At 70.9% G+C, this 17213-nt stretch carries 15 protein-coding genes; 9 read left to right on the forward strand and 6 right to left on the reverse strand.

From position 1 onward, the window contains the following. The first annotated feature begins 53 nt into the window (after positions 1-53). A complete protein-coding gene (locus OG329_RS39145; RefSeq protein WP_405791524.1) occupies positions 54-707 on the forward strand; it encodes a hypothetical protein in 654 nt (217 codons plus the stop codon). A 94-nt stretch (positions 708-801) separates the two neighbouring features. Here OG329_RS39145 and OG329_RS39150 read toward each other — a convergent pair whose 3' ends face one another. From OG329_RS39150 to OG329_RS39160, 3 genes are all read right to left on the reverse strand, one after another. Beyond that, on the reverse strand, positions 802-2385 hold the full coding sequence (locus tag OG329_RS39150; protein ID WP_405791522.1) for a DUF6851 domain-containing protein: 1584 nt from the start codon (positions 2383-2385) through the stop codon (positions 802-804). A gap of 150 nt (positions 2386-2535) precedes the next feature. Then, positions 2536-3975: a DUF6851 domain-containing protein gene (locus tag OG329_RS39155; protein WP_405791520.1), complete on the reverse strand. Its 1440-nt coding sequence runs from the start codon at positions 3973-3975 to the stop codon at positions 2536-2538. 70 nt (positions 3976-4045) lie between these two features. Then, a complete protein-coding gene (locus OG329_RS39160; protein ID WP_405791518.1) occupies positions 4046-4960 on the reverse strand; it encodes an aromatic prenyltransferase in 915 nt (304 codons plus the stop codon). 444 nt (positions 4961-5404) lie between these two features. Between OG329_RS39160 and OG329_RS39165 the strand changes: the two genes are divergently transcribed. After that, complete coding sequence (locus OG329_RS39165) at positions 5405-6319, forward strand: aromatic prenyltransferase (RefSeq protein ID WP_405791516.1); 915 nt, start codon at positions 5405-5407, stop codon at positions 6317-6319. A gap of 122 nt (positions 6320-6441) precedes the next feature. On the opposite strand, the gene OG329_RS39170 is transcribed toward OG329_RS39165, so the two are convergent. The 3 genes from OG329_RS39170 to OG329_RS39180 form a co-directional block, all read right to left on the reverse strand. Next, positions 6442-7740, reverse strand: a complete 1299-nt coding sequence (locus tag OG329_RS39170; RefSeq protein WP_405791514.1) for an NAD(P)/FAD-dependent oxidoreductase — start codon at positions 7738-7740, stop codon at positions 6442-6444. A gap of 180 nt (positions 7741-7920) precedes the next feature. After that, complete coding sequence (locus OG329_RS39175; RefSeq protein ID WP_405791512.1) at positions 7921-8709, reverse strand: nuclear transport factor 2 family protein; 789 nt, start codon at positions 8707-8709, stop codon at positions 7921-7923. Then, positions 8706-9587, reverse strand: coding sequence for an aromatic prenyltransferase (locus OG329_RS39180; RefSeq protein WP_405791510.1), 882 nt, complete (start codon positions 9585-9587; stop codon positions 8706-8708). Before OG329_RS39180 ends, OG329_RS39175 begins: the two co-directional genes overlap by 4 nt. Before the next feature lie 500 nt (positions 9588-10087). Between OG329_RS39180 and OG329_RS39185 the strand changes: the two genes are divergently transcribed. From OG329_RS39185 to OG329_RS39215, 7 genes are all read left to right on the forward strand, one after another. Further along, positions 10088-10864 (forward strand): (5-formylfuran-3-yl)methyl phosphate synthase, encoded by a 777-nt coding sequence (locus OG329_RS39185; protein ID WP_405791508.1) that lies wholly within the window; start codon positions 10088-10090, stop codon positions 10862-10864. An 8-nt stretch (positions 10865-10872) separates the two neighbouring features. Continuing rightward, positions 10873-12297, forward strand: a complete 1425-nt coding sequence (locus OG329_RS39190) for an aldehyde dehydrogenase family protein (protein WP_405791506.1) — start codon at positions 10873-10875, stop codon at positions 12295-12297. Positions 12298-12299: 2 nt separating this feature from the next. Then, positions 12300-13394 carry an NAD(P)-dependent alcohol dehydrogenase gene (locus OG329_RS39195; protein WP_405791505.1) on the forward strand — a complete coding sequence of 365 codons (1095 nt, stop codon included), beginning with the start codon at positions 12300-12302 and terminating at the stop codon, positions 13392-13394. A gap of 119 nt (positions 13395-13513) precedes the next feature. Then, on the forward strand, positions 13514-14383 hold the full coding sequence (locus tag OG329_RS39200; protein ID WP_405791503.1) for an SAM-dependent methyltransferase: 870 nt from the start codon (positions 13514-13516) through the stop codon (positions 14381-14383). Between the two features lie 613 nt (positions 14384-14996). Next, a complete protein-coding gene (locus OG329_RS39205) occupies positions 14997-15158 on the forward strand; it encodes a hypothetical protein (RefSeq protein ID WP_405791501.1) in 162 nt (53 codons plus the stop codon). Then, positions 15155-15742 carry an RNA polymerase sigma factor gene (locus OG329_RS39210; RefSeq protein WP_405791499.1) on the forward strand — a complete coding sequence of 196 codons (588 nt, stop codon included), beginning with the start codon at positions 15155-15157 and terminating at the stop codon, positions 15740-15742. Before OG329_RS39205 ends, OG329_RS39210 begins: the two co-directional genes overlap by 4 nt. After that, on the forward strand, positions 15726-16574 hold the full coding sequence (locus OG329_RS39215; RefSeq protein ID WP_405791497.1) for a hypothetical protein: 849 nt from the start codon (positions 15726-15728) through the stop codon (positions 16572-16574). The genes OG329_RS39210 and OG329_RS39215 overlap by 17 nt, the downstream gene beginning before the upstream one ends. Positions 16575-17213: the final 639 nt, after the last annotated feature.

Here is a 17213-nt window from a genome sequence, read left to right on the forward strand (position 1 = left end):
GAACCCGCCACCGGGGATCCGACCGAACACACCGCACTGAAAGGGCGTCAGAAGTGTTCAGGCGTATCTATGGAAAAACCGTACGCTCCCTCACGCGATGCGGTGCCTCGTTCGGGATCGCCGCGTTACGGATATCCCTGGGGATCATCTTCCTCTGGTTCGCCCTGCCCAAGTTCTTCCCGGGAGCCAGCCCGGCGGAAGCCCTGGCCACGGACACCACACAGCGGCTGACGTTCGGCCTGATCGAGGGAACCACCGCCTCCGTCCTGACCGGCGTACTGGAGACGGCCATCGGGCTGCTCCTGATGAGCGGAAAGGCACTCGCACCCACGGTCATCATGCTGCTCGGGCACATGGCGGGCGCCTGCACCCCGCTGGTCATCTTCCCGGACCGGACCTGGAAACACTTCGCCGTCGCCACCCTCGAGGGCCAGTACATCCTGAAGAACCTGGTGTTCGTCGCGGCCGCGTTCGTGATACTCGGCCACTCCAGGACCCGGGGGAACCGGACACCGCCCGACAGCCCGCTCCCCGGCAAGACCCCCGCACCCACCCCCACCCCCACCACCGCCACCCCCACCGCCGCCGCCGGGGCGGCGCCGGTGACCGACAGCCGGCCCACCGCGCCCGTCCGCCCGCCGGCCGGCGTCTTCGCCCGCCCGGCCGGCGGCACCGCCGGCGACCCGCCCCGCCGCACCCGCACGTGAGCCCCGCCGCACCCCGCACGTGAGCAGGCCTCCGGCCGGGCACCCGCGACACACACGGACACCCGGCCGGAGGCCACCCCCCGTGGGTCCTTGATCAGTCCTCGACCTCACCGCGCACGTGCCGCTGCACGAACTCGTGCGCCAGGTCACCGAACTGCTCACCCAGCTCCAGGGACACATCGACCGTCTTCTGGAAGTGCACCCCGCCCCACACCCGGGTGTTGGCGCATATCTCGCTGAACTTCGACCAGGTGGGAATGTGCACATCGAGGTCCCTGCCGGGGGTGAGCCCCGGCTCCACCAGCGACTTGCCGGCCGCGATGGTGAACTTCCAGTCCAGCTCGTCGGTGCCGAAGGAGCGCCGCGCGGACTGCGCGGAGGCCGCGGCGAGCGTCGTGGAGCCCGACGGGTACTCCGGGTGGTCACTCACGTTCAGATAGCTGGCCCACTGGTCGGCGGGGATGTTGTCGACCGTCCCGCGCCCCGGCCCGCCCCACGCGGTCACCTTGCGCCGCCCGTACACATGACGGATGGCACTGAACGGCCGCACCGCGTCGTACACCACCTTGTGGTGCCAGGCGACGATCGCCGGCTCGAACGTCGCCAGGATGTGCTCCAGCAGATAGTGGATCCACCCGTGCACCCCCAGCTCGCCGTTGCGGTCGTGCTTGCGGGCCATCACGATCGCCGAGTGCCCGATGCCCCACACCTTGTTGTCCATGACCTCCGCGAGCATCTTCTGCTCGTCGGTGAGCGCCGCCGACGCCGCCAGCATCTCGTCCACCGAGCGCTTGTAGGCACGGGGATCGGTGTGGTCGATGTGCTTGGGCGCGGGCAGCCGGAACTGCTTCACGTCCTTGAAGATGTGCGCCTTCACCCGCCGCAGGTGCGGGGTGACCATGTGCTGGGCGACGTAGATACCCGTGTCACCCGGACCGCCGCCCAGCCGCCGCCCGTTGTGCGGCCCGAGGTCGGGCTGCCAGCGCGAGGGGTTGCGCAGCTCGTAGGCGGTGTTCACCGGCTCGTAGCCGGTGTAGTCCGACCAGGGCCTGGGGTTGAACCGGCGCCCGCCCTCGTCACCGAGGAAGTTCATCCCGTCGCGCCTGAGGGCGTTCCACACGCCCTTGGCGGCGATGTTGCCGATCCCGACCGGGCTCGTCGGATTCTCCGACGTGTCGTCAGGGTTCAGCCCCAGCGAGGCCATCATCTCCCGCAGGGGCTCCATCTTCTTCGGCAGCACCTGCTTCCACACCCCGTACTGGGCATGGAGGATCGCGATGTTCAGATTCCGGTTGGTGGCCGACTCACCGGAGGGACGCCGCGCGATCCGCGAGTACACACCGACCGCGCTCTCGTGGTACGGCGCCAGCGCGTCGAACCCCGCGAGCGCCGTCAGGCGGTTGAGCCACAGGAACACGGTCACGTCCATGGGACCGAACATGTCCGCGTTCGGCGACTGCCCGGCCATGTCGTCGCTGGGCTGCGCCCAGGAGAGGTAGTTGCCGGTGTCGAGGTCGAAATCGACCTTGGCGGGCGCGTCGCTCCCGGCGGCGGCGGCCGTGCCGGGAAGACCCAGCGTGGTCATCGCCGCGGCCGAGGCGCCGCCGAGCCCACCGATCAGCAGCGACCTGCGCCGCGGTGAGATGCCTGAGACTGCAGAACGGCCGGACGTCGTCATGAGTGTGTTCCTTGTCCTTTGAGGAAGAGGTCGTGCCACTTGCTGCGGGTGAGGTCTGCGCGGACAGACCCGACCGAGGGGGAAACGGGGAAACGGGGGAGCGGGGGAGCGGGGGCCCGCACCGGGCGGAACGAAAAGGGGAGGGCGCGTTCAGTCCTCGGCGGCCTCGCCCCGTACGTGCCGCTGGACGAACTCGTGGGCCAGGTCGCCGAACTGCGCGCCGAAGCCCAGGGACGCCTCGACCGTCTCGGCGAAGTGCGCCCCGGCCCACACCCGGCTCGTCGCGCAGTCGTTCTCGAAGTCGGTCCAGGTGTCCCAGGTCAGCTTGAGGTCGCCGGCCGGCACGAGCCCCGGCTCGCGCTGCGTGGAGCCGGCCGCGAACGCGTACGTCCAGTCCAGGACGTCATCGCCGAGCAGCCGCCGCGCCGCCTGCGCCTGCGCGGCGCACAGCGTGGTGAAACCGGACGGGTACTCGGGGTGGTTGCCCACCGGCAGGTAGCCGGCCCACTGGCCGGCGGGGATGTCCTCGACGCGCCCCTTGCCGGGCCCGCCCCACGCCGTCACCTCGCTGTCGCCGTACACGTGCCGCACCGCGCTGAACGGCCGCACCGCGTCGTACCCGCGCTTGTGGTGCCAGGCGGCGATCAGGCTGTCGAACCGCGCCACCGAGGTGACCATGAACAACTGGACCCAGCCGTCCAGGTCCAGGTCATGGGCCTGCGCGGCGGCGCGCGGCGACAGGGTGACCGACAGCGGCGTGTGCTCGAAGAACTCCGCCTTCACCTTCTGCTCGTCACTCAGGGCCGCCGACGCCGCCAGCACCTTGTCCACCGCCGCCCGGTAGGCGTCCTCGCCGCCGTCGCCCAGATGGGCGGGCGGGCGCAGAGGGAACAGGCCCGGGTCCTGGTAGGTCTGCGGCGAGACCAGGGCGAGCTGCGGGGTGGCGAACCGCTGGACGGTGAACACGCCCTTGTCGCCCGGCCCCCCGTCGACACGCCGGCGGTGGGGCTCGGACGCCGGCTGCCAGCGCGCCGGGTCGGCCAGCTCGCCCGCGGTGTTCACCGGCTCGTAGCCGGTGTAGTCCTCGAAGGGCCGCCCGTTGTACCTGCGGCCCGTGTCGCCCAGGACGTTCATGCCGTCGTGCGCGCGGGCGGCGACGACCGCACGCCCGGCCGTGTTGCCGATCCCGACCGCACCGGCCGTGTCCAGCGACGTGTCGTCGGGATCCAGGCCGAGCGCGCCCAGCGCCTGGCGTATGACCGGCGCCCGCTCCTCGAACACCGCCTGCACCACCTGGTACATGGCGTACAGGGCGGCGATGTTCTTGTTCCGGTTGGTCACCCCCTCCTCGGCGGGGCGGCGGGGGATCGTCGAGTACACCCCGACCGCGGTCGGGTGGTAGGGCGCCAGGGCGTCGAACCACGAGGTCTGCAGCAGATGGGTGAGCCAGGTGTAGGTGGCCACGTCCCCCGGGGCCATGGCGTCCGCCGGGGGGAAACCCCCGCCGCCGTGGGTGGTGATCAGGTCCCGGATGAAATTGCCGTTGTCGAAGTCGAATTCGATCCGCTGGGCGCGGCCGGACGTCGTCACGGGGTGTGTCCTTTCTTCTCGGAAGAGGCCCCCGCGGGCGAGGCCCGGGGACAGGCCACGGATGCGCCCGCTATCCCTGTGCTTCGGCGGCCGTCAGTGCCTTCAGATGCTGCGGCGAGATCTGGTAGTACGCCGCGAGGTCGAGGAATTCACTGTCGGGCGACCACTTGGCGGCCGAGGCATTGATGAGCTCACCGTCGTACGTGTGCGCGGTATTGCGCATGAACTCCTCGAACCCCGGCTCCAGCCGGGCGGGAAGCTCCGACAGGTCAAGACTGCGGCGCGGCGACGGGGCAAAAGAAATCCGGCGGATCTCCGGAGAATCCCAGCCGACCGTGGCATAGACCCGGTACGCCTTTCCCGCGTACGCCAGCAGGTCCTCGTCCGGTTCCCGCATCCCGGTTTCGCGGAGCATGGCCAGGACGGTCTTCGGATCGAGATCGCCGGCGGTGCCCGCGGGGAGCTGGAAATACAGATTCATTGTCCTGCGCCGGTAGTCGACCCCGATCAGTACGACGTCCTGAAGACCGTAGCGGCCGAAGAAGTCCGAATTACCGGCCACCGCCGGAGGCATCGACGCAATATCGGAGAGATCCGACACCCGCCGCGGGTCGTGAGGGAAATTCGCGTAAATCTTCTTGAAACCGCCGACGATTCCGCAGTCGATATAGTATTCGCTGGTGGGGACCCGTTCCTTGATGTCCTGGAGCAGCGTGGCGACCGGGTGGTCCGTCTCCGGCACAAAGCCGCCCGCCAGGGCGCGGGCATAGGGGTCACCGACCCCCGGAGAGACCTGGACGCTGTATTCGACTTCCTCGGCGCGCTCACCGGCCTGCAGACTGAGAATGGCCCCGCCGGTGTCGAACCCGTCCCGGTACGCGGACAGGATCGGCCAGACCTTCTCCCGCGAAAAGGGCGCACCCACCAGGTGGGCCGATTTCTCGAGAGCCGCGTACAGTTCCTCTGCCTCAATACCTCCGGACATCAATACTCCAGGTAGTCGGCGGCGCAATATGTTTCCGCTCTTTCCGCATGGAATCGGGCCCCACCTTACTGGCCGCCGCTAGAGATCCACTAGAAAGTCACTATGATTAACAATTAACTTGACACGCCTCGTGCCCGGCATCGACACTCACAGAGCGGCGAAAATTCGGATACGCCCCGCCCGGTACCGGCACGGCACACCCGGACGAATTCGTTCCGGCCCCGGTGCCGATAACGGCGCCGATATGTCCGGCCGCCGCCGCAGTGCCGGCCGAAGGTCCTCGGCGACAAGGCCGCCGGCGGTTGTCCGCCGGCCGCCGGCGAGTAGACCGGCCGAGCGGCACCGTACGACACCATTTGTTCGGCCGATTGACGCCGCCGGTGTACTGCCACATCAATTTGCCCCTGATTCACACGGACGCTCGGATCCGACACTGGAGGACCAATGACCAGGACAGGCATGGAAGGTCTCTACTCCGCCATCGAGGACGCGGCCGCACTGCTGGACGTCCGCGTCTCGCGCGACAAGGTCTGGCCCATCCTGACCACCTACGAGGACGCCCTGCCGCGGCTCGTCGTCGCCTTCCGGGCGACGACCCGCGGCACCGGCGATCTCGACTGCCGCTTCACGGCGCTTCCCGCGGACGTCAACCCCTATGCCTTCGCGGTGTCCAGGGGCATCGCCCCGCCGACGGACCACCCCGTCGGCACCCTGCTCGCGGACGTCCAGGGCAAACTCCCCATCACCGCCCACGGTGTCGACTTCTCGGTCGTCGACGGCTTCAAGAAGACCTGGACGTTCCTGCCCGTGAACGATCTGCAGAAACTGTCGAAGCTCGCCGACCTGCCGTCCATGCCGCCGTCCCTGGCCGCGAATTTCGACTTCTACACCCGCTACGGCCTGGACGACAAGAACAGCATGATCGGGATCGACTACCCGAGCCGGACGGTGAACGTCTACTTCCTCCAGGCACCCGCCGAGTGCCGCGAACCGCGCACCGTGCGCGCGATGCTGAGCGAACTGGGCCTGCCGGACCCCAGCGAGCAGATGCTCGAACTCGCCGGGCGGGCGGTCGGCATCTACACCACCCTGAGCTGGGACTCGCAGAAGATCGAACGGATCACCTTCGCCACCATGGTCCCGGACATGGAGGCGTTTCCCGCCCGCGTCCCGGTGCCGCCGGAGATCGAGAAGTTCGCGAAGAACGTTCCGTACACCTACCCGGGCGCCGGCCAGGGCCTGTACAACGTCGCGTCGCACCCCGGCGGCGAGTACTTCAAACTCCAGACGTACCACCAGCTCGGCGAGGGCTCCCTGGAGGCGCGGGTGCTCCTCGGCTCCGCCGGCTCCGCCCGGTAGAGCCGGTGCGCCGCGGGGGCCCGCACCACGGGCACCCCCCCCGCACCACGAGCGGCGCGGCGGCCGGCCCCCGTGAACGGGGGCCGGCCGCCGCGCCGCTCGTGGTGCGGGGGCCGGGGGTGTCAGTTCCCGGCGGCGGACGGGTCCTTGACGTCCTCGACGTCCCCGACGTTCTCGATGAGGTCGTCGAGGCTGAGATCGAACAGTCCGCCGGCGCGTCCGCTGAGCCCGGAGATCAGCTTGACGAAGTCGACCTGCGCGTCGTTCTTCTTGTCCGGGTCGTTGATCTGCTGTGCCAGGTCGAAGTAGAAGCCCTTGGTCTTCGACCGGTCGTAGAACCCCTCCACGAACGTGCGGATGTCGTCGAAGAAGTTGCGGTACGCGGTGGAGTACCGGTCGAGCGCCTTCTCCTCGATCTGCGGGTTCCGCAGTATCTTGTCGACGATCTTCGACAGGGTGCTGCCCGCCAGTGTCGCCAGCGCGACCCCGGTCGAGAACAGCGGGTCCACGAACGCGGCGGCGTCCCCGACCAGCACCCACCCGTCGCCGTGGAAACGGTCGTTGGTGTAGGACCAGTCGCGCGCGGTGCGGTACCCCGCGGCCGGGGTCGCGTCCCTGAGGAGATCCTTGAGCTTGCTGGTGGTCTCCAGCTCGGAGGCGAACAGCTCCTTGAGGGACTGGTCGCTCTTGCTCGCCACGTCCGACCGCGTCACGTAACCGACGCTGAACACACCCTTGTCGATGGGAATGCCCCAGAACCAGCCGTCGCGGGTCCCCTCGATGAGGATGTTGCTCCACTCGTCGCCGGGCAGCCGGTGGCAGTTGTCGAAGTACGTCCACACCGCGACGTTGCGCAACTGCTCGTTCCAGGTGATCTCCGAGTACTTGCGCCCGAGCACCCGCGCCTGCCCGGAGGCGTCGATGACCAGGGACGCCCTGGCCTCCTGCACGCCGTCGAGCCCGCCCACGGCGTAGCGGACACCGACCACGCGCCCGTTCTCCTCGACGGGCCCCTTCACCGTCGCCTCTTCCACGACGAAGGCGCCCAGCTCGCGCGCCCGGTCCAGGATCATCGTGTCCAGGTCGGCGCGGCGTGTGTGAAAGGCGTAGGGGATACGCCCGCCCGTGGTGAACGAGAAGTTCCACGGGACCTCGTTGTTTCCCCATACGAGGGTGCCGCCGTATTTGCGCTCGAAGCCTTTCGCCTCCATACGCTCGACAAGGCCGAGTTCTTCCATGGGCACCATCACCCCGGGAATGAGCGACTCCCCGATGTGATATCGGGGAAACCGTTCACGGTCGAGTACGAGAACACGGTGTCCGCGCTCGGCGAGAAGCGCCGCGGTGGTCGCACCGGCGGGCCCGCCGCCGATGACGATGACGTCGAAATCGCCAGAAAACCCGAAGAGAGTGGACGACATATGAGACCTTCCCCAGTTCCGATCCGGCCGCACCCGCGGGTCACGTGAACAACCCTCCGCTCCCGCACGGCGCGTTCACCGACCAGAGTGCAGGGGCCGCCCGGCCGGTGTCATCGCCCAGATTGCTCAGTGGGAACCGGGCCGCGGAAAGGCGGACCCCCCCCGGGGCCCGGCACCGGATCACACCCCCCTGAGCGCGTCGGCGGCCTCCCGGAATCGGCGCGGGTCGAAATGGCCGTGGTACGCGCTGATCAGCCCGCCTCGGAACCGGAAGACCCCGGCGCCGGCGGCGGTGTGCACCGCCCCGCCCGGGAGATGGGCGCGGACCTGGAACTCCACACAGACCGTGTCGGAGCTCACCGCCGGGTGCACACCCGTCAGCTCGGTGTCGAACTGCCCGTACACACCGAACAGTTCCCCGTACGCCGCGACGATCTTCTCCCTGCCCTCGATCAGGGCGGGGCACCCCCGCGGCGGGTACGGCACGCTGAGCGCACCGTGCTCGTGCCACAACGCGCCCCATCCGGCGCTGTCCCGGTCGCGCAGCAGGGTGAAGAACCGGCGCGCGGTGGCGGCCTTGGCGCAGAAGACGCCCAGGAACGCGGCGGTGTCGGCGTACTCCGTGAACTCGGCGATCCGCTCCCCCTCCAGTCGGAAGAGCGCCACCCCCCGGTTGCGGTAGACGCCGCCGGCCAGCAGTTCGACCTCCAGCGTCCAGGTGGCCAGCACCCGCCGCGGATCGCCGCCCGGCTCGGCGTCCCAGGTGAACCGCACCCGGCCGAACAGCGCGAAGAAGCCCCGCAGTGCGGCCACGATCGTCTCGCGCCCGGCGAACTCACCGCGCACACCGTCCGGGGTCACGGGAACCCGGTACACCGCGTCCGCCGTCCAGAGCTCACCCCACGCGTCGAGGTCCTTGGCCTGCAGGGCACGGTAGAAGTCGTCCACGACGCGCAGGCGGGCCGTCATGTGAGGATCTTTCCCAGTACTTCCCACTGCAGCGGCCCGAATTGGAAGTACGAACCGACGTTGAACCATTGTCCGTCGGGCGACCATTTGACCATCGAAATACTGAAACGCTCCCCGGGGTACGTGTACGGAGTGCCCGTCACGAACCGTACGATTTCCGGTTCCACCCGGTCCTTGACCACCGGCAGATCCAGTCTGCGGGCGAAGCTGACCCGCTCGATCACCGGGGAATCCCAGCCGAGGGTGAAATAGACCCGGAACGTCTTGCGGGCGGACTGAAGCAGGCTCTCCTCCGGTTCCGGCAGCCCGAGGTCGCGAAGGATCGACGCGACGGCCCGCGCCTTGATTCCGTCGGGGAGGGGGAAGTACAGATTCACCGTTCTGCGCCGGTAGTCGATCGAGACCATCGCCACCTCGTGAAGGCCGTGACGGGCGAAGAAATCCGTGTTCTCGGCCACCGCGCGCGGCATGGACGGAATACCGGCGAGTTTCACCACCCCCTGCACGTCACGGGGGAAATGCACATAGACCTTGTTGAATCCGCCGACGACCCCGAAATCGATCAGGAACTCGTTGACGGAACACCGCTCCTGGATGTCCGCGAGCAGGTCACCGACGGGGTGATCCGTCGGGTCGAGCAGCCCGTTCGACACCGCGTGGGCGTAGGGGTCGGCGATCCGCCGGGGCACCTGGACGGTCAGGTCGAGGTCCCCCGCGTGCCGTTCACCGGCCGACGCGCTGAAAATGATCCCGCCTTCGAACGGCTCGAACGCGGTCAGGACCGGCCACACCCGCTCCCGCGAGCAGGGCACGTCAAGCAGTCGGGCCGACTCCTCGACGGCCGCGTACACATCTTCCACTCCGGCGGCTGGGGACACGTGTCCTCCTGATCCCTGAACGGTGCTGTCGGTGCATCATGCGGCGCCGGGGCCCGCGCGGGGCAGTGCCTCCCGCCGCCCGCCGCCCGCACCCCGGCCCCCGCCCCCGCCCCCCGGCCGGGCGCACCCACCGTCCGCCCGCCCGGGCTGTGGTGCGAAGTGCCTGGTCGAAGCCCGTACACCGGCACCGCCCGGCGGTACGGCCCGCGCCCCGCGCACCGGGCCGGCCCGGTGCAGGTGTTCGAGCGGCCTTCGAGACGGCCGCGAAGAGAGCCCGAGCACCCGTCGAGCACCCCCGCCCCGGGACACGACCGGCGCGGCGGAGCCCGCGGCCGGGCGGGAGCCGGTTCAACCCGGCGCGCACGGCGCACCGAGGACCCCCCGGCAGTCCCCGCCCGCACTTCGCACGCTCTACCGGTGCCCCCGGGCCACGGCAATGATGAGCGGACCCGAAAGGGACCCAGGCGACCCCGCACACCCGCCTCCTGGCCGGGTGGAGCATGCGGGGGAAGGAGTCCACGTTGTTGCTTCTCATCTCCCCGGACAGCGTCGAGGAAGCCCTCGACTGCGCGAAAGCGGCACACCATCTCGACATCGTCGACGTCAAGAAGCCCGACGAAGGGTCACTCGGCGCGAACTTCCCCTGGATCATCAGGCAGATCCGCGACACCATCCCGGCCGGCACACCGGTGTCCGCCACCGTGGGAGACGTACCGTACAAGCCCGGCACGGTGGCCCAGGCCGCCCTCGGCGCCGCCGTCTCCGGAGCCACCTACATCAAGGTCGGCCTCTACGGATGCACCACACCCGAACAGGGCGTCGACGTCATGCGCGCAGTCGTACGGGCGGTGAAGGACTACCGGCACGACGCGTTCGTCGTCGCCTCCGGCTACGCCGACGCCCACCGGATCGGCAGCGTCAACCCCCTCGCCCTGCCCGACATCGCCCGCCGCTCCGGCGCCGACGCGGCCATGCTCGACACCGCCGTCAAGGACGGCACCCGGCTGTTCGACCACGTGGGCCCGGACGTCTGCGAGCGGTTCGTCCGCCTCGCCCACGACGCCGGTCTGCTCGCCGCCCTCGCGGGCAGTGTGAAAGCCGAGGACCTCGGCACCCTGACCCGCATCGGCACCGACATCGTGGGAGTGCGCGGCGCGGTCTGCGAGGGCGGCGACCGCACCACCGGAAGGATCCGGCCGGAGCTGGTGGCCGCCTTCCGGGCCCGGATGGACCGCCACGCCCACGAACACACCACCGCCACCGCCGCCGCGGGCTGATCGCCGCCATGGCGACGAACGGACCTGGCCGCACGCCCACCACGGCCCGCGCCGCGCCCGGGCCCCGTGCCGCGCGCCTCGCCGTCCACGACCCGGCGACGGGCGAGGCGTTCGGGGAAGCCCCCGACCAGCACCCGGACGAACTCGACGCCGTCGTCACCCGCGCCCACCGGGCCTGGCGGAGCTGGCGCGAGGATCCCGCAGCCCGCACCGCCGCCCTGCTCGCGGCGGCCGACGCCGTCGAGGCGGCCGGGACGGACCTCGCCCCCCTCCTCACCCGTGAACAGGGCAAACCCCTGGCCGAGTCGTACGCGGAGGTCACCCGCACAGCGGCGCGCCTGCGCTACTTCGCCGCACTGGCCCCCGGCCCCCGGCCGATCACCGACGGCCGGCCGGTCGACAGCGAGATCCACTGGCGCCCGCTGGGGCCCGTCGCCGCGATCGTCCCCTGGAACTTCCCCCTGCAACTCGCGTCGGCGAAGTTCGCACCCGCCCTCGCCGCCGGCAACACGATGGTCCTCAAACCCTCACCCCTGACCCCCCTGGCCACCCGGCTGCTGGGATCGGTCCTGTCCACCGCCCTGCCCCGGGACGTACTGACGGTCGTCACCGGCCGTGAACCCCTCGGCGCCCGGCTGGCCGCCCACCCAGGGATCCGGCACGTGACCTTCACCGGCTCCGTCCCCACCGGCCGGGCCGTCGCCCGGGGCGCGGCCACCTCGCTCGCCCGCGTCACCCTGGAACTGGGCGGCAACGACGCCGCCATCCTCCTCGAGGACACGGACGTGGAACAGATCGCGGACCGGCTGTTCTGGGCGGCGTTCCACAACTGCGGGCAGGTCTGCATGGCGGTCAAACGCGTCTACGCCCCCGCCCGCCTCTACCCGCAGGTCGTCGAAGCCCTCGCACAACGCGCCCGGGACACCGTCGTGGGACCCGGCCTCGACCCCGGCACCCGGCTGGGCCCGGTCAACAACGCCCCCCAACTGGCCCGCGTCGAGCACTACACGGCCCGCGCCCTGGCGGACGGCGCCCGGATCGCCGCCGGCGGCCACCGCCCGAAGCGGCCGGGCCACTTCCACGCCCCGACGATCCTGGCCGACGTCCCGCCCGGCAGCCCGGTGGTGACACAGGAGCAGTTCGGCCCCGTCCTGCCCGTCCTGCCCTACACGCGCCTCGACGAAGCCGTCGAGGCGGCCAACGGCACCGGCTTCGGGCTGGGCGGCTCGGTATGGGGGACCGACCTCGACCGGGCCCAGGAGGTCGCCGGCCAACTGGAGTGCGGGACGGCATGGATCAACCACCACGCCGAACTGTCCCTCGCCCAGCCCTTCGCGGGCACCAAGGACAGCGGCGTCGGCGTCGCCGGCGGGCCGTGGGGCCTCTACGGGAACCTCAGGCCGTTCGTCGTCCACCGCCCCCGCACGGCATGACGATGAGATTCACCGCGGCGGTACTGCGCGCGTACGACAGCCCCTTCACCCTCGAGGAGGTGACCTTGGACGCGGGGCCGGCCGACGGCGAGATCCTGGTGCGGATCGCGGGCTGCGGGATGTGCCGCACCGACCTCGCCGTCCGGCGCTCGGCCGGCCGCTCCCCGCTGCCGGCGGTCCTCGGCCACGAGGGCGCCGGGGTCGTGGTCGACACCGGCGGGGCGCACACCGGCCTGAGCCCCGGCGACCACGTCGTGCTGAGCTTCGACTCCTGCGGACACTGCCGCACCTGCCTGAACGCCGCCCCCGCCTACTGCGACTCCTTCGCCTCACTCAACCTCTACGCCGGGCGCCCGGGCAGCACCGCACGGCTGGCCGGCACGGCCGCCAACGCGCTGGCCCCCCGGTGGTTCGGCCAGTCCTCGTTCGCCCAGTACGCGCTGGTCCCGGCCCGCAACGCCGTGCGGACCGACCCCGCGCTGCCCCTCGAACTCCTCGGACCGCTCGGCTGCGGCTTCCTCACCGGCGCCGGAGCCGTCTTCCACTCCTTCGCCGCCGGACCCGGCGACACCCTCGCGGTCTTCGGCGCCGGGGCGGTGGGCCTGGCCGCGGTGATGGCGGCCACCGCCGCCGGAGTTACGGCCGTGGCCGTCGACCGGCACCCCGAACGGCTGGCCCTCGCCGAGCGGTTCGGCGCGATCGCACTGCACGCCGCGCCCACCGGCCTGCCCGGCCGCATCCGGCGGCTGACCGACGGCGGCGCACAGTACGCCCTGGACACCACGGCCTCGCCCCGCCTGATCAACGACGCGCTGCGGGCCCTGCGCCCGACCGGCCACCTCGGCCTGGTGGCCCGGCTGAACACCGCGCTGCCACTTCAGCCGGGAGCACTGGACCAGGGCCGCAGGATCTCCCACATCTGCGAAGGGGACGCGGTGCCCGGACTGCTGATTCCCCGGCTGACCAGGCTCTGGCAGGCCGGGCTCTTTCCCTTCGACAAGCTGATCCGCACCTACCCGCTCGCCGACATCAACGAGGCCGAACGCGACTGCGACGCGGGCCGCGTGATCAAACCCGTCCTGCTCCCCGGCGGATGACCGCACAGCTCCCCAGCTCCCCAGCTCATCCAGAACCGTCCCAGGGAGGACATGTGACCGGCACAACGCCCGGGACCACCGGCGTGGAAGGTGCGGAAGGTGCGGAAGGTGCGGAAGGCGTGGCAGGGGGTGTCGGACTGACCGCTCTCCTGGTGGCCGCGGCACGGGCGATCGAGACCCACCGCCACGACACCCTGGCACAGGACCTCTACGCGGAGCACTTCGTACGCGCCGCACCGGCGTGCGCCGGCTGGCCGGTACGCATCGAGCAGGCCCAGGACGGGGACGCGAACCCGCTGTGGGGGCGCTTCGCACGCTACTTCGGCCTGCGCACGAGGGTCCTCGACGACTTCCTCCTGCGCTCGGTGCACACCGGCGGCGCCCGCCAGGTGGTCCTGCTCGGCGCGGGCCTGGACTCACGGGCCTTCCGCCTCGACTGGCCGCCGGGCCGTGTGGTCTTCGAGATCGACCGGCCCGGCGTGCTGGCGTTCAAACACACCGTGCTGCACGCGCTGTCGGCCACCGCGAAGGCGGCGCGCGTCGTTGTCCCGGTCGATCTGCGCGCCGACTGGGCCGCGGCACTGGCCGGCGCCGGCTTCGACACATCCCAGCCCAGCGTCTGGCTGGCGGAAGGGCTGATGTTCTACCTGCCCCCCGCCGCCGAGACCAACCTCATCGACACGGTGGACCGGCTGAGCACCCGGGGAAGCGCTCTCGCGTTCGAGGTCAAGCTCGACAGAGACCTGCTGGAATACCGCGACAGCCCGCTCTACACCTCCACGACCCGCCAGATCGGCATCGACCTGCTCAGCCTGTTCGACACCCGGCCACGCCCCGACTCCGCCGGCCGTCTGACACACCGGGGCTGGTCCGCCTCGGTCCGCACCCCCTTCGACTTCACCCGCCACCACGGCCGCGGCCCCCTGCCCGAACCCGACGACGCCCTGGCGGGCAACCGATGGGTATTCGCGACCAGAGCCCGCCCGTAACACCCGCACCGGCACAGCGGCGGAGCCCACTACCCTCGAAACGCACTGGAGTTGACGAACAACCAGAGAAAGATGAAATGTTCTGACATCACGGGAGCGTCGCAGCCGTCGATCCGGCCGGGCGCGCCCGCAGCAGACACCCGTTCCACCGAGAACGCACCGGGGCCCACCTCTGCCCCCGGACCTGGTGACGCCGCCGCCGACTTCGCACCGGCCCCGCGGAACGGGCGTCACCCGCGGAGTTCCCGGACACTCCCGCCGCCGCCCTCCAGGCGCGCCACAACTGTGTGACATGAACCACACCCCACCGGAACGGCCGTTTGCTTTCTTCACGCAAACCCACGAAGTGGACTGGTCCAATTCACGCGCACGCAGGTCAGCGAAGACCAACAAGACACCACCCGGAGGGTGTTGGCACCGAATCGCGCACGCGAACAGATATTCGCCCCCAGGGGATCGCCCTGCGTAGTTCTTTCTCGCATTGCCCGTGCACACATCACGACGCCCGGCAGTCATCTCGGTGGAGGGCGCACAACAGCGCACTCCCGGGCCCTCGTTCTGGGGGGAACGCGCACCGGGCCCGTCTTGCCTCAGGAGGGGAATCCACCAGCCGATGACCATCGAACTCGCCGGGGACGTGACCATGCTCGCTGTCGCGGTCCGGGTCTTCGGACGCGACGCCGTCGCCCTGCTGCGCAGGATGGCCGCCGCGGGCGTACGCGCCGGCGTCACGGAGATGAACCGCCATCACCACGAAGGGAGCGGCGGCCGGTGACCGAAGAATCCACCCCGCGCACCCCCGGCGCCACGCCGATGCCCCGCCACCCCCACCACCTGCCCCTGGACTTCGCCGCGTTCCACCAGATGCACCGGCCCGGCTACGTGCGCTACGCCAAGTCGTTCCTGCACAACTGGGCCGACGCCGAAGAAGCCACCGACGCGGCCTTCGAACGGATCTACCGCCGATGGCACCGCGTCCTGGCCAGCGAGAACCACGAGGCGTACGCGTGGCAGATCCTGCGCAACCAGGTCCACGACCACGACAAGGCCCGCCGCCGCCGGCCCCTGCTGGACGCGGCCGCCTTCGACACCGCCGCCCTGCGCGAAACGACCGACCCCATCGGCCAGTTGACCGAATCCCTGACCCTGCTACGGGCGTTCCGCGAACTCACCGACCGCCAGCAGGACGTCATGGTCCTGCTCCACCTCCACGACCTCACCCCCGCCGCGATCGCCGACGAACTGGGCATCGCCGCCGCCACCGTCCGCTCGACCGCCCGCTACGCCAGGCTGCGCCTGGCGGCGATCCTCGACCCGGACCGCACCACGGAGGGACACACCGATGACCTCGCACATTGAGGACCTGCTCTCTCGTGCCCGCCTGGTCCACGAGCCCTACACCCAGGCCGACATCGACGCCGCCGAACGGCGCCTGGCCGCCCGCATCGCCCGCTCGCTGCCGCTCCCCGTACCGCCCGAGCCGGCCACACGGGACGAACGCACCGCCGCACGCGATCTGCGGACCCTGTGCGAGACGGTCGTCGCCTCCACCGCCCTGGACGTCCTGGGCGACGCCTTCGTCCTCGCCCAGCCCCTCCCCGACCCGCAGGGCGCCCGCGTGCTGGGCTGCATCCTGCGGCTCACCCGCTCCCACGAAGCCGCCCGCGACTGGTGGCAGTACGCCGCCGGCGACGGCGACGCCGCCGCCGCCTACTGCCTCCACCTGCACCACCTCGCCCGCGGCGAACTCACCGAAGCCCGCTGGTGGCACACCCAGGCCGAGCGCACCGCGACACCCACGCCCGCGCACACACAACCCCCGCCCGCCGGCCCCGGCACCCCTGCCCCCGGCGTTCCCTTCGGCATCACCACCGTGCTCGACCAGGCGGCACTCACCGACTTCACCATCCTGCCCACGACCCTGCGCCTGATCAACGCACTGAGAAACGCCGGACGCGACGCCGTCACCGAATGGCCCACGGCCCTGCGCGCCCTCCTGGACTACGTACCCGCCGCCGTCGGCTACGTCGACGAAGACCTGGACCTGCCCCTGCCCGACCCGGGGTTCACCGACCGGATCCGCGCCCTGACCGCCCGCCGCCCCAAGACCCCCACCACCCGGCACCACGGGAAGAACACACTGCCCGAACGGACACCCCCGTGCCGCCGACAGGAGAAAACCCGCACCTGACACCCCCCCCCGCCCCCACGGCTGTCAGCACGACGGCCCGCGCCCCGCGGCCGAGCGGGCGACATACCCCTGCCCGTACCCGACGTCGCCGACTCCGGGGGAGCGGGGCCGATCCGGACGGCGAGCCGGCCCGGCGCCCGGCGCCCGCCACCGCTGACGGAGGCGACACGCTGTCGTCCAAGAGGGGGCGCCCGCCCGGCCGGTGACGCGTGCCCACCGGCGACACCGCGGACCTCGGCCCGCCCCGCGGACTGCCGGCCGCCCGAACACCTCACCGCAGACCAGAGCGCCGCAACGCGCGCCCGAGCCGGTGCGCCACCGCCCCGCACCCGGCCGACGCACCGTCACCCAGGCTCCGGACCGGTCCCCGACGCAAAGTGCCGAGAGCCGGGAGACCGCATGAGCAAGCCCACCACGTCCGGTCCGCACCGCCGGTCACTGCCGCAAGCGGCGATACAAGCCCCCTGTACCGCGGCCCGGACGACCGGCACCACCAGGTCGAAAAAGTCGCTTACTACGCGCACGCGGTCGCGCCACAGCCGGTTTGCATCCGGCCACGGCGACGGTACGCCCCTGATCGCCGTCCACGGCTCCCCGCTCGCCGGCGCACCCCTCGAAGCGATGACGCCTCACGGCCCG

The sequence above is a fragment of the Streptomyces sp. NBC_01506 genome (assembly GCF_045040295.1).
Lineage (GTDB): Bacteria > Actinomycetota > Actinomycetes > Streptomycetales > Streptomycetaceae > Streptomyces.

Coding starts and splice junctions, on each gene's coding strand:
- OG329_RS39175 (WP_405791512.1), bottom strand. CDS start 8,709: ATGACGGCCCGCCTGCGCGTCGTGGACGACTTCTACCGTGCCCTGCAG.
- OG329_RS39165 (WP_405791516.1), top strand. CDS start 5,405: ATGACCAGGACAGGCATGGAAGGTCTCTACTCCGCCATCGAGGACGCG.
- OG329_RS39170 (WP_405791514.1), bottom strand. CDS start 7,740: ATGTCGTCCACTCTCTTCGGGTTTTCTGGCGATTTCGACGTCATCGTC.
- OG329_RS39195 (WP_405791505.1), top strand. CDS start 12,300: ATGAGATTCACCGCGGCGGTACTGCGCGCGTACGACAGCCCCTTCACC.
- OG329_RS39205 (WP_405791501.1), top strand. CDS start 14,997: ATGACCATCGAACTCGCCGGGGACGTGACCATGCTCGCTGTCGCGGTC.
- OG329_RS39150 (WP_405791522.1), bottom strand. CDS start 2,385: ATGACGACGTCCGGCCGTTCTGCAGTCTCAGGCATCTCACCGCGGCGC.
- OG329_RS39185 (WP_405791508.1), top strand. CDS start 10,088: ATGCGGGGGAAGGAGTCCACGTTGTTGCTTCTCATCTCCCCGGACAGC.
- OG329_RS39160 (WP_405791518.1), bottom strand. CDS start 4,960: ATGTCCGGAGGTATTGAGGCAGAGGAACTGTACGCGGCTCTCGAGAAA.
- OG329_RS39215 (WP_405791497.1), top strand. CDS start 15,726: ATGACCTCGCACATTGAGGACCTGCTCTCTCGTGCCCGCCTGGTCCAC.
- OG329_RS39190 (WP_405791506.1), top strand. CDS start 10,873: ATGGCGACGAACGGACCTGGCCGCACGCCCACCACGGCCCGCGCCGCG.